This window comes from Thalassobaculum sp. (genome assembly GCF_040219615.1).
In the GTDB taxonomy this organism is placed as follows: domain Bacteria; phylum Pseudomonadota; class Alphaproteobacteria; order Thalassobaculales; family Thalassobaculaceae; genus Thalassobaculum_A.
This window is the reverse complement of record NZ_JAVJSE010000008.1, coordinates 61,089-74,199: the sequence shown is the minus strand read 5'-3', so window position 1 is coordinate 74,199 and position 13,111 is coordinate 61,089. Positions and strand designations below refer to the sequence as shown.

The following is a 13,111-nucleotide window of genomic DNA, read 5'->3' as shown; positions in this document are numbered from 1 at the left end:
CCCCGATCACCCGGTCATCTTCCGGCCCTTGAGCCGATACACGTAGGAGATCACCTGGGCGACGGCCTTGTAGTGGGTCTCCGGGATCTGCTGGTCGATCTCGACCGCGGCGAACAGCGCACGGGCCAGAGGCGGGTTCTCGACGATCGGCACCTTGTGCTCGTTGGCGACCTCGCGGATGCGCAGCGCCACCGCGTCCGCCCCCTTGGCGACCAGGGTCGGCGCCGCCATGGTCTCGGTGTCGTATTTCAGGGCGACCGCGAAGTGGGTCGGGTTGGTCACCACCACGTCGGCCTGCGGCACCGCCGACATCATCCGGCGCCGGGCCCGGTCCATGCGGATCTGCCGGAGCCGCGCCTTGACCTGGGGATCGCCGTCGGACTGCTTGTGCTCGTCGCGGATCTCCTGCCGCGACATCCGCATCTGCTTCATGAACTCGTAGCGCTGGTAGACGAAGTCGGCGACCGCCACCACGAACATGAAGCCCAGCACGCCGATCATCAGCTTGATCACCAGGGTCTGGATCTCGGCCAGGACATCGATCAGGTCCATGTCCAGCAGCTGCTCGGCGCGATCCAGCTCCGGCGACACCAGCATGTAGGCGATCGCCCCGACGATCGACATCTTCACGATGCCCTTGAGGAACTCGACCACCGACTTCAGCGAGAACATCCGCTTCAGGCCGGAGATCGGCGACAGCTTCTCGAGCTTCGGCGTGATCGGCTCGGTCGTGAACAGCAGGCCCGACTGGCCGATACTCGCCAGCAGCGCGAGCACCATGAACAGCCCGAAAGCCGGCGACAGCGCGAGCAGCGCGTCGAGCGTCAGGTCGAACATGATCTCGCCGGCACTGCCGGCGTCGAGGTGAACCAGCGCCGCCTGATGGAACACCCGCGCCATCGAGGTGTGGAGCTGAAACGCGATGAACGGGGCGAGCAGGGCCACCATGAAGGTCATGCCGAGCAGCGTCGCGAAGTTGGAGACCTCCTTGCTCTGCGCGATCTGGCCCTTCTTGCGGGCGTCGGCGAGCTTCTTGGAAGTCGGCTCTTCGGTCTTTTGGGAGTCGTCCTGCGCGTCCGACATCGCCCGCTTCGCTCAGTTGGGGATCAGGTAGGTGGCCGCCGTATCCGCATAGTACGTCAGAAACGCCGACATCAATGCGCCCAGAATGGTCGCGAGCACCAGCATGCCCATGTAGATCTGCACCGGCAGGCCGATGAAGAAGATCTGCAGCTGCGGCATCAGCCGGGACATCACGCCGAGGCACACGAAGAACAGCAGGCTGAAGACGTAAAACGGGGCCGACAGCTGGATCGCGACCTTGAAGCTGCCGGCCGACAGCTCGGTGATCGCCTCGGACAGGTCCGCGAACATCAGCTCGCGGCCCGCCGGGAACGTCCCGTAGCTCTCGACCACCGCCCGGATGATCATGTGGTGAAGGTCGGTGATGAACAGCAGCAGGATCCCCAGCATCGTGAGGATCAGGCCGATGACGGTCCCCTGCTCGGTGAGCGACGGGTTGAAGATGTTCGCGGCGGCCAGGCCGGCGGAGAACGAGATCACCCGGCCGGCGGTGTCCAGGGTCAGCAGCAGCAGCCGGGACACCAGGCCGAAGTAGATGCCGATCAGCACCTCGCCGGCGATCAGGGTCAGCAGCTCGGCGGCGTTCCCGGGTTCCGGCGGCAGCTGCGGCGCGATCGCCGGTGCCACCGCCAGGGCGAGCAGGCCGGAGAACAGCAGCCGCACGCGGATCGGCACGAACGTCTCGCCGATCCCTGGGATCATCAGCATCGCCGAGCCGGTGCGCGCGAACACCAGCAGGATCTGGAACACCTGGAGCGGCAGATACTGCTCGAGGTTCACGCGCGCTCCCCACTCGCTCGGCCGGCCGCCGCCGACCGGCGGTCCGGACGGCCGGACGCGGCGTCGCCGGTCACGGCAGACCGATGATCTTGTCGGCGATACTCTCGAAGAAGGTGCTGATCTGGGCCAGCATGAACGGCAGCAGCAGCAGCAGCGACGCGAACACCACCGCGATCTTCGGCACGAACACCAGGGTCATTTCCTGCAGCTGGGTCAGCGCCTGGAACAGCGCGATGATCAGCCCGATGACCAGTGCCACCCCCATGATCGGGCCGGCCATGGCCAGCAGCGTCAGGATCGACTCCCGGGCGATCGAGAGCGCGTCTTCCTCGGTCACGGTCGGCCTCCGGTTGGTCCAGCACCCGTATTCACCCGGCAGGAACTGCCGGGTGGGCAAGAACTGCCCGACCGATCGACGCGCTGCGCCGGATCAGATCGGCATGCGCAGAATCTCCTGGTAGGCCTGGACAAGTTTGTCCCTCAGGGTGGTCACGGTCTGCAGCGTCACCTCGGCGTCGTTCACCGCGGCCACGACGTCGTTGAGGTCGGCCTTGCCGGCGATGCCCGCCTTCGACATGTCCTCGCCACGATGCATCGTGCCGACGGCCTCGACGGCCGCGTCCTGCACATAGGCCGCGAAATCCTTGGCGCCCGTGACGGTACCTGGGTTGCCGGTGTTGGCGGTGCCCGGAACGGGGGGCATCATATCGCCGATTCGTGCGACCATGCTGCATTCTCCTCGACGTCAATCTAGCAAATCGGGGGCGTCGCCGGAAGCCGGGCGCCGGGCGCCCGCGCTCGCGCTGTCAGTTGCGGATCAGGTCGATGGTGCGCTGGATCAGCGACTTCGACGACTCGATGACGCTCATGTTCGCCTCGTAGCTGCGCTCGGCCTCGCGCAGGTCCGTCAGCTCGATGAGCGAGTTGACGTTCGGCATCTTCACGTAGCCGTCGTCGTCGGCCATCGGATGGGTCGGCTCGTACACCAGATTGAAGTTGCTCTGGTCTCGACCGATCTTCGACACCTTCACCAGGTCGGCATTCATGCCCCGGTCCAGGACGTTGTCGAAGGTGATGGTCTTGCGGCGGTACGGATCGTCGCCGGCCTTGCTGCCGACCGATTCCGCGTTGGCCACGTTCTCCGCCAGAACCCGCAGCCGGGTGCCCTGGGCGCGCATGCCGGAGGCGGAGATCTTGATCGAATTGACGAGATCCATGGCGGGACTCTCCTGTTACGTCGGCGGCGTCAGCCCTGACCCTGGGTACCCAGGGCCATGCGGAGCATCTTCAGGTTCTTCTGGTAGATGTTCGTGGCCAGCTGGTACTGCATCTGGTTGTCGGAGAGCTTCATGAGCTGCTCTTCCATCACCACCGAGTTGCCGTCCGGGTTGACCTCGTAGACATCCTTCAACCGCACCTTCTCGACCCGGTGGTCGGGCGGGGTGACGGTGCCGTTCAGGTGCTCGCCCGAGGTCGCCGCCATTCGCACCGGCGACAGTTTCCGAAGCTCGTGGTTGAACTTCAGGGCCTCGAGCTCCTTGGAGCGGTATCCCGGGGTGTTGGCGTTGGCGATGTTCTGCGCCAGGACCGCCTGGCGCTGGCCGAGCCAGCCCATCTTCTGCCGGGCCATCTTGAACAGCGACATGTTCGAGAGATCCATCACCCTACCCCGTCGTTTGAAAAGCAATTTATCTAAAATTGCTTCTTTTGTCGAACCGGCCGTGGCACCGTGCGGCTCCAGCGGCCTCGCAGAACCAAAAGCAATGACCGTGCCAACCGCTCCTGCCAGCGACCGTGCCAAGCTTTGCGCCACGCGATATAGTCGGACAGGATCGGAGCCGACGATGACCAACCGCCCCACCCGACCTTCGCCTGCCCGACCTTCCGCTGCCCGGGAACGGCCCCCTGCGCGCGACCGGCACGACCGCGACCGCAAGGTGGCGATCGCGCTCAGCCACGACATCGGTTCCGACCATGCCCCGACGGTGGTCGCCAAGGGCTATGGCGAGGTCGCCGAGCAGATCCTGCGCCTGGCCTTCGACAACGACATCAAGGTCCGGACCGACCCGGATCTCGCGCAGATCCTCGAGGTGGTCGAGGTCGACTGCGAAATTCCACTCCAGGCGTTCGCCGCCGTCGCCGAGATCCTCACCTACGTCTACCGGATGAACGGCGCGCTGCCGACCCCGGACCGGACCGCCGGCGAGGACATGCCGTGACCGGCGCCCGGGACGGAACGGACCGCGCCGCCCTGGCGGCCGAGGTCGCCGAGCTGCAGGCGGCGATCCATCGGCTCGGCACCCCCGACGGCGCCGCCGATCCGGCGACGCGGGTCGAGCTCGAGCAGCGCGTGGTCCGGCTGTGCACCGCCGCCCAGTCGCTTCCCGGCGCCGAGGCGCGGGCCCTGTCCGAACCGCTCGCCGGGCTGATCGCCGCCCTCGACCAGGCCGCCGAGCGACTTCGGGCCACCGTCGGTACGGGCGATTCGCCGCCGGATGCCGGCACCGCACGACGGGCCGCCGCCGCCTACGGCAGCGCCGCGGCTCGACGCCGTCGGGGTTTCTGAGACGCGGAGCCCTCAGGCTTGGCAGGGTGCCGCGGGAGGCGGACAATCGGTCGATGGATCTCGGTGACTATCTCCGTACCGTTTTCGCCCTGCTGTTCGTCCTGGGCCTGATCGGACTGCTGTACGTGCTGGCCCGGCAGTACGGCGCCCAGCGCCTGGGCCTCGGCCGTTCCGGTCCGGGCGGCAGGCTGGCGGTCGTCGAGGCCCGGTCGCTCGGTGCCCGCCATCGCCTGGTCCTGGTGCGCCGTGACGATGTCGAGCACCTGCTGCTGATCGGCCCGGACCGGGACGTGGTGGTCGAGGCCGGAATCCCGGCCAAGGCCTCGTTCGACGCGGCGCTGACCGCCACCGACCCTGGAGCCGCCCCGTGACGTTCCGGCTGCTGTCGACCGCCCGCGCAGGCCTCGCCCGGCTCGGCTCCGCCCGGCTGGTCCTGGCCGTGGCCATCGCGCTCGGCGGCCTGGCCGTGGCCGGCGCGTTGTGGAGCGGACCGGCGACCGCGCAGTCACTCACCCTGGATCTGGGCGAAGCCGGCGGATCGACCACCGCCCGGCTGATCCAGCTGGTCATGCTGATCACCATCCTGTCGCTGGCGCCGGGCCTGCTGGTGATGGTGACGTCGTTCACCCGGATCGTGGTGGTGCTGTCGCTCCTGCGGACCGCGCTCGGCACCCAGCAGTCTCCGCCAAACATCGTGGTGATCAGCCTGGCGTTGTTCCTCACCGGCTTCATCATGACCCCGACCCTGAAGGAGGCCTGGACCAACGGCATCGAGCCGCTGATCCAGGAGCGCATCGACGAGTTCGAGGCGTTCGAGGCGGTCGCCCAGCCGTTCCGGGGCTTCATGCTTCGCACGGTGCGCGACAAGGACCTGCGGCTGTTCGAGGACATGGCCCAGGTCGGTCCGGCGGAGAGCGGGCTGAACGCGCCGCTGCACGTGCTGATTCCGGCCTTCATGATCAGCGAGCTGCGGCGCGCCTTCGAGATTGGCTTCCTGCTCTACCTGCCGTTCGTGATCATCGACATGGTGATCGCCTCGGTCCTCATGTCGATGGGCATGATGATGGTGCCGCCGGCGGTGATCTCGCTGCCGTTCAAGCTGGTGTTCTTCGTGCTGGTCGACGGCTGGTACATGGTCGCCGGCAGCCTGGTGCGCAGCTTCGGGGTCGGGCCTTAGGGAAGGTCGTGCCTCAAATGACCTGAGGCTGAATCGCCGATCGAGCCGCTTCGACGGCTGGGATCGGGTTCCCGGAGAAGCCGTCGCCGTTCCGGTCAGTTGGTCGCGCTCAGCGTGCCTTCCTTGAGCTTGTCGCGATAGCTCGACAGGAACGCCTGGAAGCGGCCGATCTCCTCGAACCGCTCGGTCAGCTTCATGAAGTCGTCCGGCTGACCGCTGGTGTTGTTGGTGATCAGGCGGAAGGCCTCGCGGTACGGCGTGTTGTCCATCTGGTTGGCGTAGAGCTGGCGCAGGCGGTTCAGGCCTTCGCCGTTGTCGCTCAGCGACAGCGACACCGCCCAATTCAGGATGAACTGCGCGGCGTCGGGCTTGATCCGCGATCCGTCCAGCCCGGCATTGCCGACCAGCCGGCGGAACACCTTGGCCGCCTCGACCCAGTTCTGGCTGCGCCAGTAGATGTCGGACAGCAGCAGGTCGGCCTCGCGCGACTTGTCGCCTTCCAGCAGCTTCAGCGCGCCCTGGGCGTCGCCCAGCTCGAAGATCGCGCGGGCCCGCAGGCGGCGGCGCTCCTGCGCCAGCGGATCACTGAGGCCGGGAGCCACGCTCTCGTCCAGCGCCTTGATGGCGGAATCCGGCTGCCGGTCGAGCAGATGGATCACCGCGAGCCGCGCCCCGACCCGGGCCTTCTCCACCCCTTGCAGCCGGAACTTGACCTGACGGTCCAGCAGGCGCGCCGCGCGGTCCAGCAGGTCGACGCGCACCAGCCGGTCCGCGAGGCCCTCGATGATCTTGTCGCCGGCCTGACCGACCGGGGTCAGTTCGCGGAACGCGTCGTACAACCCCAGTGCCTGCAACGGCGTCATGCCCTCCACCGCGCCGCGGGTGAAGATGTCGCTGAACGCCTTCGTCAGCTCCTGCGCCGCTTCCTTGGTCTCGAGATTGTTCGGGAAGAAGGTCACCGCCTGGCGCAACGCGTCCAGGCCGGCCTCGTAGTCGTTCTCGCCGAGCCGGAGCTGGCCGAGTTCGCGCAGCAGCTCGAACTCCAGGCGGTCGCCGCGCCACGCATAGCGCAACTGGTCGAGGCGGTCCGCCGCCTCCTTGGGCGAGATCCGCCCTTCCTCGAGGTCGAACTCGATCAACGCCCGTTCCGAGCGGACCCGCGCCCAGCGGTCCTCGCCGTCCGCCAGCCGTCGCCAGATCTCCAGCGCCGTCTCCACGTCCCCGGAGGCCTGCAGCACGCGCGCCCGCAGGAAGTCGAGACGGGCCTTCTCGCCGGCCGTCGGCGCCCCCTCGGCGACCACGTCGAGGAACGACCCGGCGCCCCGGAAGTCGCCGGCCCGGATCGCCGCCTCGGCCGCCAGCAGCGCCAGCTCGGTGGTGTAGTTGCGGGGATAGCCGCCGGGGATCTCGCCGGCCCGGGCGAAATGCTCGACCGCCTCGTTCCACTTGCCCTGGGCCGCCGTCGCCACCCCGCGCCATAGCTCGGCCTCGGAATAGCCGTTCAGGGCCGGGTCGGACAGGCTTGCCTCGGCCTCCTCGTAGCGCCCCAGCATGAAGTCCGCGGCACCGCGCAGCGCCTTGACGTCCGGGCGCTTGGCCAGATCCTCGTCGGACTGCTCGATGGTGCGGAGCAGGCCGATCGCCTCGGCGGCGAGGCCCCGGGCAAAATAGAACTGCGCAAGTTCCAGTCGCGGCCCGCTACGCGAAATGCTGGTCGCCTCCGAGATCCGGAGCTGCAGAGCCTGGCGCCGGTCGAGGAATTCGGCCTCGCTGCCCAGGCGCCAGTTGCTCATGTCGAAGATCCGGCCCGGCGGAAGTCCGGCCGGAAGGCCGTCGAAGCGACGCCCCGAGAAGGCATCGTCGCCGGCGTGCTGCGTCGGTCCCGACAGCAGCAGGCCGCCGTCGACCGTCACCGCGACCCCATCGGGCAGGACCCGCACCTCGACCTCGTCCAGTCGCGGCCGCACCACCACGCCCTGCACCGAGGCCAGGATCGACAGCTCCGGGTAGGTTCGCTCGCCGTCGATGCCGCGCGACAGCGGCGTGATCGGGACCATGAACAGACCGTCGCCGACCTCCGGATCCCGCACCACGATCGGTCGGCCGATGCCCTCGACCGGCACGAACAGGCGCGGCCCCTGCGGGCTGACCATCTGGGCGTCGACCCGCAGCGGCACGTCCGGACGGGACGCCTGCGGCTGCAGGTCGAGCACCCAGGCGTTGCCGTCGCGCCAGACCCGCGGATTCACGCCCTCGACCACGGGTATCCGCAGGGCCGATCCGGGATCCACCGGGATCTGCTGCGGCTGGCCGACGATCTGATTGCCGCCGGCGGCGATGCCCGACAGATCGAAGGTCACCTCCCGGTCGAACGCCGCCCAGATATGCCCGGCGCGCGCGAAGATCACCGCCGCGACCGGCTCGGGCCACTCGAACCGCATCGACAACGTGTCGTTGGCGGTCGTGCTCGTGATCCTGAGCGGCGGCCCGCTGATACTGCCGGGACTGGAATTCGCGAAGGTCACCCCGCCGCCACGCGGCTGCGGCTCGGAGACGCCGGCCGGCACGGTCATGGCCGTGCCCGTCCCGACCCCACCGGCAGGCGGCAGCCCGGCCGGGGCTTCGGCCAGCGGCGGCGTCGGCGCCGCTCGCGGCGGCGGAGCCGCGTCGGATCCTGGTGACGCCGATGCCGGGGCGGTCGGCGGCGTTCCGGCAGCACGAGCCGGCGGCACGCCGGTCCCCGGTGCTGCCGCCGTCGGTGCTGCCGCCGTGGGGGCCGATGCCTGGGGTACCGTCGCCGGGGGCGTCGCCGGAGCGGGGGCGGCGGCCGGCGGCGGCGCGGCGGCCGGGGCCGCAGCCACCCTTCCCTTGCCGTCACGCCGGATGTCGAGCACCACCTTCGAACCGGAACGGAAGGCGTCGACCGAGCGGCCCGGCGGGACCGGGACCGTCACGACAACCGCGTCGCCCGAGGTCTGGGACGCAAACCCGCGCAGTGGCTCCGGCAGATCCCGACGGACCCCCGCATCGTCGATCCGGGCCGGGCGGTCGAACCGGATCCGGGCTTCGCCATCGGCCGTCTGCGCCTGGAACTCGACCGGCTGCGGCCAGTCGAACACGATGCGGTCATAGTCCGGATGGCGCCCGATCCGAATCCCGAGCGACGGCGCCTGGGCATCGGCCGCCGGCGCGGCGGGCGGTGCCGGGACCGAAGCAGCGGGGGCCGAAGCAGCGGGGGCCGAAGCAGCGGGAGCCGAAGCCGCGGGCGGTGCAGCCGGCGGCGCGGATGCCACCGGTGCCGGTGCCGGATCGGTGCCGCGCGCCATCAGGTCGACGATCACCTGGTTGCCGCTCCGGTCGGTGCGCATCCGGTGGTTGCCGGTCAGCTCGACCACCACGCTGCGGCCGTCGCTGCCGATCCGGGCGCCACGCACGAACTGGCCGAGCCCCGCCGCCGCCTCGGCGACCGGTCCCTCGATCGGCCGGGAGAACCGGATGACCAGCGCGTCGCCGAACCGCTCGGCCGAGTACTGGACCGGCCCCGGCCACGCGAATATCAGGCGGTCGAAACCGTTCTCCGCGGCCCCGAGCACGCCGACCGGGTCGGCAGCGGCCGGTCTGGTCGACGCCATCGCGGCCACCAGCAGAGCCGCCAGGACCACACGAAGCGCCGTCGTCATGGCCCACGCTCCGGCAGCACCACGACCTCGACCCGCCGGGCCAGCGCGTAGCGCCGATCCATCGGGGCGGTCGGCTCGACGGCATAGAACCGGCTGTCGCCCATGCCGGCGGCGAGCGGCATGCGTTGCAGCCCGGCCTCCACCAGGGCCACCGCCACGGCGTCGGCACGGGCCAGGGACAGCGCGCGGTTCGAGCCGAGCGGCCCGCCGCCCGCCATCGGCCGCGGATCGGCATGGCCGACTACTTCGATGCGGTTGGGCAGGGTCGTCAGTGCGGTGGCGAGCTCGGCGACCGACATCCCGGCCGCGGGGGTCAGGCTCGCCTGACCGGTCTCGAACAGCAGATCCGACGGCAGGCCGATAACCAGCCGGTCGCCGGACCGCTCGATCCGGGCTGACCGCAGCACCGGATCGCGCGCCAGCTTGGCCGCCAGCAGGGGCTCCAGGTAGCTCAGCCGGAACCCGGGCCCGCGCCGCTCGGTCTCGACCCCCAGAGGCTGCGGCGGCGCCGACTCCTCGACGGTGGTGACGGTCTTGCCGAGCGCGACGGAGATCGACGCGGCGGTCGCGTCGAAGCTGGGGGAGTCGATCGTGGTCATCGCGAAGCGCATGACGAAGAATGCCAGCATCAGCGACACCAAATCGACAAGCGTGACGAGCCAGCTCGGCCCGCCGCCGTATTTCCGGCCGGCTCGCCGGCCCAGCTTGCGCTCATGCGCCGTCACGTTCGAGCGAACATTCGACAGCGTCACCGCGCGACCTCCCCGCCCGGGCGGGTCCGGAACACGAACCTCACCGTGTCGGTCTGCCCCGGCTCCAGGCCGGCGGCGATCAGCGCCGGATCGATGCCCAGCCGGGCGAACCCCTCGGCCAGGTCGGCAACCGAGCCGGCGCGCGCCAGGCGTCCGGCGCCACGCTCGGCGGCCGGCATCGAGAACAGGATGTCGAGTTCCATCACCGAGCCGGCCGGTGGCGAGGCCAGCAACGGCGCCAGTTGCCGGGCCAGCTGCTCGCCGACCGGGGTCAGTCCGCCGGCCCCCGGTGCGTAGACCCGTGCCACCGGCGCCGACACGTAGATCGGGTTGCCGTCCGGCTCCACGGTGACACGGGCGACCGGCAGGGTCTGCTGGAAGATCGCGCCGATGCGCGCCCGGGTCGACTCGCCGATCGCCTGGCCAGGGTCGGCCTCCAGGATGCTGTCGCCGAAACGCGACTGCAGCGCCGCGGTGAACGACCGCTGGACGCTTTCGAGCACGCGATCGCTCCGCCCCGGCTCGATGGTCGAAAGCGCGTTCAGGAGGATGAAAAATGCCAGCAGGAGCAGGAACAGGCTGAGGAACAGCGGCTGGCTGGCCCCCTTGTCGGGCTCCCGAGGCGTTTGCCGGGACAAGGACATGCGCGCCTAGTCGAGTTTGTCGAACAGCGCATCGACCTCCGTCTGGGTTCTGGCTGCACCGGGCAATTGGGGACCGTTGAGCAACCCGCTTTCCGAAGCCGACCCGCGATCCTGTTTTTCCCCTACTTTCGCGGATTTGTCACGTTTTCTTTCGGGGCTGCCTTCATTCCGGGTGCCGTCCGCTTCGAGGCGGTCGACGGCGACCCGGACCGCGGTCAGGCGCTGGCCGGCGATGTCGCGGACGCTTGAGGCCTCCAGGATCTCCGTGACCGCGGCATTGATGCCGGCGGTGAGATCGGGTGCCATCGCCTCGGTCGCGGTCATGACCCGCTCGACGGCGTCGATGATCCTGTCGAAAGCTTCCTGAAGCTCGCGGTCGATGGATTCGATTTCAGCGCGGGCACGCCCGGAAGCGCTGGCGGTCTCGACCGTCATGCCTCCGCTCCCGCCTGGCCGTCCCTAGAACTCGCCCAGGACGGCGGTCATCTTGGTCTTGAGCGTCGCGGCGTTGAACGGCTTGACGATGTAGTTGTTGACCCCGGCCTTCTTGGCCGCGATCACGTTCTCGGTCTTGCTTTCCGCGGTCACCATGATGAACGGGGTACCGCGCAGCTTCTCGTCGGCCCGTACTTCCTTCAGAAGCTGGAGACCGGTCATCGGCTCCATGTTCCAGTCCGAGATGACCAGACCGAAAGTGTCGCGCCGCAGCTTCTGCAGCGCTGTAGCCCCGTCGGAAGCCTCGTCGACGTTGTTGAAGCCGATCTGGCGCAGCAGATTGCGGATAATCCGCAGCATCGTCTTGTAGTCGTCGACGATGAGCACCGCCATGTTCTTATCGACCGCCATATGCCTAGTCCTCCAATCGAACCTTTCGCCCTGGGGGTACCCCTCGCCGGTTCGTCCCCGTCAAGACGCTATGCGATAGCAGTTAATCGGTCGTAAACGCCGCAGGCCCGTCAGTTCATGTCCGGCATCTTCTTGCGCTCGGCGATCCGCATGGTGATCTCCTTGGCCCTCACCGGGTCCATGTCGGCGAGTACCGGCGCGGTCTTCGATGCCTTCATCCGCTCGAAGACCTCAAGAAGCACGTCCATGTCAAGCTCGTTGAAGATTCGGGCCGCGTCCTTCGGCTTCATGGTCTCGTAGATCTTCACCAGGCCGGCGATCTGCTGCTCCTCCTGCGCGTCGTATTTCTTGATGAGCTCCTCGATCTCCGCCTTGACCGCCTTGAGCTCCTCGATCTTGCTTTCGATCCGATGCTCGGCCGCGGTCAGCAGGCCTTCGCGCTGTTCGATCGCCCGCTCGCGCGCATCGAGCTCCTTGCGGCGCTCCGACAGGCTCTGCAGCAGCTCGATCTGCGACTTGCCGAGCGCGAACGGGTCGACCTTTGCGTCGCCCGACGCGGCCGGTTTGTCGTCGGCCGCCGCTACCTGAAGCGTCCCGATCTTTCCATCGCCGGCGGCCACCGCCGGGCTGCCGACCGAGACCGCCATGTCGAGGGTGAACATCGACGGCACTTCGGCGCGGCGTTCCCAGACAGCGCCGACCTTGACCGACAGGACGAGGGCCGCCGCCAGCGCGGTCAACGGCAGCAGCCGGGGACCGAAGCCGCGGCGACGCGGCGACGGAACCTTGCCCGCGGACCGTCCGGCGGCTGCCTTGCCGCCCTTCGCCAGGCGGGCGGCGTTCGGCGTGGCGGCGGCCGCGGCCGCCACCGCCGGGTTCGTCAGGCCCGGCTTTGCGGGACGGCCGGCACCGGCCGGAACAGCCCGGGCCGGGGCCGGCGTCGAATCGTCGGGCTTGGGCGCGCGGCGCCCTCGACGGTCGTAGGTCATGGTCAGCGCACGTTCCTCAGGGCGTTCATCAGATCACGCTCGGCCTGCGACCGAACGTCGTCGGACTCGTTCTCCGGCGCTGCGGCCGACGGGTGTCCGGCCGACGGCCTCGGCTGCCGGCTCGCCGGCCGCGGGCGTCCGGCCGTCCCCGGGGCGGCCGGCGACGGGGCGGCCGGCGACGGGGCGGCCGTCGCCTCGCCGGCACTCGACATCCCACCGGCCAGCCGGTCGCCGGCGGCGTCGGCGCGTTGCACCAGATAGGTCAGCTCATCGCGCAGCGCCTGGGCGCGGGCAACCGGCTCGTCCAGCGTGACCTTGGCCTGCTCGGCCGCCTGCCGGATGCCCTTGAGGCTCGCCTCGGCCCGCCGGGTCGCCTCGTTCATGCGCTCGACGACCGCGTCGACCGCGTCGCGGTCGGCGCGGAGCGATGCCAGGCGCCGCTGCAGCAGCACGACGTAGACCACGGTCGGCAGCAGCAACACGATCAGCAGGAGATTGAGCCCCAGGTCGAGATTCATCCGGCGACCTTTCCTGTCCCGGCCTGCCCGACCTCGACGCGCTTCACCCTGGCTGGCCTCGTCACATCGCGCCTCG

Annotated in this window: 17 protein-coding genes; 4 read left to right on the top strand and 13 right to left on the bottom strand. The window is 69.2% G+C overall.

The window, feature by feature from the left end; genetic code table 11:
• Positions 1 to 6 precede the first annotated feature (6 nt).
• From flhB to flgB, 6 genes are all read right to left on the bottom strand, one after another.
• Positions 7 to 1,083, bottom strand: coding sequence for a flagellar biosynthesis protein FlhB (gene flhB / locus RIC31_RS03440; protein ID WP_350103176.1), 1,077 nt, complete (start codon positions 1,081 to 1,083; stop codon positions 7 to 9).
• Positions 1,084 to 1,095: 12 nt separating this feature from the next.
• Entirely contained in the window at positions 1,096 to 1,863 is a 768-nt protein-coding gene (fliR, locus tag RIC31_RS03435) for a flagellar biosynthetic protein FliR (RefSeq protein WP_350103175.1), read from the bottom strand.
• A gap of 70 nt (positions 1,864 to 1,933) precedes the next feature.
• On the bottom strand, positions 1,934 to 2,200 hold the full coding sequence (gene fliQ / locus RIC31_RS03430; RefSeq protein ID WP_350103174.1) for a flagellar biosynthesis protein FliQ: 267 nt from the start codon (positions 2,198 to 2,200) through the stop codon (positions 1,934 to 1,936).
• A 93-nt stretch (positions 2,201 to 2,293) separates the two neighbouring features.
• On the bottom strand, positions 2,294 to 2,590 hold the full coding sequence (gene fliE / locus RIC31_RS03425) for a flagellar hook-basal body complex protein FliE (RefSeq protein ID WP_350103173.1): 297 nt from the start codon (positions 2,588 to 2,590) through the stop codon (positions 2,294 to 2,296).
• Positions 2,591 to 2,669: 79 nt separating this feature from the next.
• Positions 2,670 to 3,080 carry a flagellar basal body rod protein FlgC gene (flgC, locus tag RIC31_RS03420; RefSeq protein ID WP_350103172.1) on the bottom strand — a complete coding sequence of 137 codons (411 nt, stop codon included), beginning with the start codon at positions 3,078 to 3,080 and terminating at the stop codon, positions 2,670 to 2,672.
• A 29-nt stretch (positions 3,081 to 3,109) separates the two neighbouring features.
• Positions 3,110 to 3,523, bottom strand: coding sequence for a flagellar basal body rod protein FlgB (gene flgB / locus RIC31_RS03415; RefSeq protein ID WP_350103171.1), 414 nt, complete (start codon positions 3,521 to 3,523; stop codon positions 3,110 to 3,112).
• Positions 3,524 to 3,707: 184 nt separating this feature from the next.
• On the opposite strand from flgB, the gene RIC31_RS03410 reads away from it, so the two are divergent.
• Genes RIC31_RS03410 through fliP form a run of 4 tightly spaced genes read left to right on the top strand, consistent with a single transcriptional unit; the run spans position 3,708 to position 5,606 of the window.
• Positions 3,708 to 4,082 (top strand): EscU/YscU/HrcU family type III secretion system export apparatus switch protein, encoded by a 375-nt coding sequence (locus tag RIC31_RS03410; RefSeq protein ID WP_350103170.1) that lies wholly within the window; start codon positions 3,708 to 3,710, stop codon positions 4,080 to 4,082.
• Positions 4,079 to 4,429, top strand: coding sequence for a hypothetical protein (locus RIC31_RS03405; RefSeq protein ID WP_350103169.1), 351 nt, complete (start codon positions 4,079 to 4,081; stop codon positions 4,427 to 4,429). Before RIC31_RS03410 ends, RIC31_RS03405 begins: the two co-directional genes overlap by 4 nt.
• Positions 4,430 to 4,482: 53 nt before the next feature.
• Entirely contained in the window at positions 4,483 to 4,800 is a 318-nt protein-coding gene (locus RIC31_RS03400) for a FliO/MopB family protein (RefSeq protein ID WP_350103168.1), read from the top strand.
• The gene (fliP, locus tag RIC31_RS03395) at positions 4,797 to 5,606 is read left to right on the top strand and encodes a flagellar type III secretion system pore protein FliP (RefSeq protein ID WP_502989901.1); all 810 of its coding nucleotides are present in this window, start codon (positions 4,797 to 4,799) and stop codon (positions 5,604 to 5,606) included. Before RIC31_RS03400 ends, fliP begins: the two co-directional genes overlap by 4 nt.
• A gap of 95 nt (positions 5,607 to 5,701) precedes the next feature.
• Here the strand turns inward: fliP and RIC31_RS03390 are convergent, their stop codons facing one another.
• From RIC31_RS03390 to RIC31_RS03360, 7 genes are all read right to left on the bottom strand, one after another.
• The gene (locus tag RIC31_RS03390; protein ID WP_350103167.1) at positions 5,702 to 9,286 is read right to left on the bottom strand and encodes a tetratricopeptide repeat protein; all 3,585 of its coding nucleotides are present in this window, start codon (positions 9,284 to 9,286) and stop codon (positions 5,702 to 5,704) included.
• Positions 9,283 to 10,038 carry an OmpA family protein gene (locus RIC31_RS03385; protein ID WP_350103166.1) on the bottom strand — a complete coding sequence of 252 codons (756 nt, stop codon included), beginning with the start codon at positions 10,036 to 10,038 and terminating at the stop codon, positions 9,283 to 9,285. The genes RIC31_RS03390 and RIC31_RS03385 overlap by 4 nt, the downstream gene beginning before the upstream one ends.
• Positions 10,035 to 10,676 (bottom strand): hypothetical protein, encoded by a 642-nt coding sequence (locus tag RIC31_RS03380; RefSeq protein ID WP_350103165.1) that lies wholly within the window; start codon positions 10,674 to 10,676, stop codon positions 10,035 to 10,037. Before RIC31_RS03380 ends, RIC31_RS03385 begins: the two co-directional genes overlap by 4 nt.
• A gap of 12 nt (positions 10,677 to 10,688) precedes the next feature.
• Positions 10,689 to 11,117, bottom strand: coding sequence for a hypothetical protein (locus tag RIC31_RS03375; protein WP_350103164.1), 429 nt, complete (start codon positions 11,115 to 11,117; stop codon positions 10,689 to 10,691).
• Between the two features lie 24 nt (positions 11,118 to 11,141).
• Positions 11,142 to 11,528, bottom strand: coding sequence for a response regulator (locus RIC31_RS03370; RefSeq protein ID WP_350103163.1), 387 nt, complete (start codon positions 11,526 to 11,528; stop codon positions 11,142 to 11,144).
• 110 nt (positions 11,529 to 11,638) lie between these two features.
• Positions 11,639 to 12,517: a MotE family protein gene (locus RIC31_RS03365; protein WP_350103162.1), complete on the bottom strand. Its 879-nt coding sequence runs from the start codon at positions 12,515 to 12,517 to the stop codon at positions 11,639 to 11,641.
• Positions 12,518 to 12,519: 2 nt separating this feature from the next.
• Positions 12,520 to 13,035, bottom strand: a complete 516-nt coding sequence (locus tag RIC31_RS03360) for a DUF6468 domain-containing protein (protein WP_350103161.1) — start codon at positions 13,033 to 13,035, stop codon at positions 12,520 to 12,522.
• Between the last annotated feature and the right edge of the window lie 76 nt (positions 13,036 to 13,111).

Bases quoted from the DNA above. Each gene is read 5' to 3' on its own strand.
- flhB (WP_350103176.1), bottom strand. From the start codon at position 1,083: ATGTCGGACGCGCAGGACGACTCCCAAAAGACCGAAGAGCCGACTTCC.
- fliE (WP_350103173.1), bottom strand. From the start codon at position 2,590: ATGGTCGCACGAATCGGCGATATGATGCCCCCCGTTCCGGGCACCGCC.
- flgC (WP_350103172.1), bottom strand. From the start codon at position 3,080: ATGGATCTCGTCAATTCGATCAAGATCTCCGCCTCCGGCATGCGCGCC.
- flgB (WP_350103171.1), bottom strand. From the start codon at position 3,523: ATGGATCTCTCGAACATGTCGCTGTTCAAGATGGCCCGGCAGAAGATG.
- RIC31_RS03410 (WP_350103170.1), top strand. From the start codon at position 3,708: ATGACCAACCGCCCCACCCGACCTTCGCCTGCCCGACCTTCCGCTGCC.
- RIC31_RS03400 (WP_350103168.1), top strand. From the start codon at position 4,483: ATGGATCTCGGTGACTATCTCCGTACCGTTTTCGCCCTGCTGTTCGTC.
- RIC31_RS03390 (WP_350103167.1), bottom strand. From the start codon at position 9,286: ATGACGACGGCGCTTCGTGTGGTCCTGGCGGCTCTGCTGGTGGCCGCG.
- RIC31_RS03375 (WP_350103164.1), bottom strand. From the start codon at position 11,117: ATGACGGTCGAGACCGCCAGCGCTTCCGGGCGTGCCCGCGCTGAAATC.
- RIC31_RS03370 (WP_350103163.1), bottom strand. From the start codon at position 11,528: ATGGCGGTCGATAAGAACATGGCGGTGCTCATCGTCGACGACTACAAG.
- RIC31_RS03365 (WP_350103162.1), bottom strand. From the start codon at position 12,517: ATGACCTACGACCGTCGAGGGCGCCGCGCGCCCAAGCCCGACGATTCG.
- RIC31_RS03360 (WP_350103161.1), bottom strand. From the start codon at position 13,035: ATGAATCTCGACCTGGGGCTCAATCTCCTGCTGATCGTGTTGCTGCTG.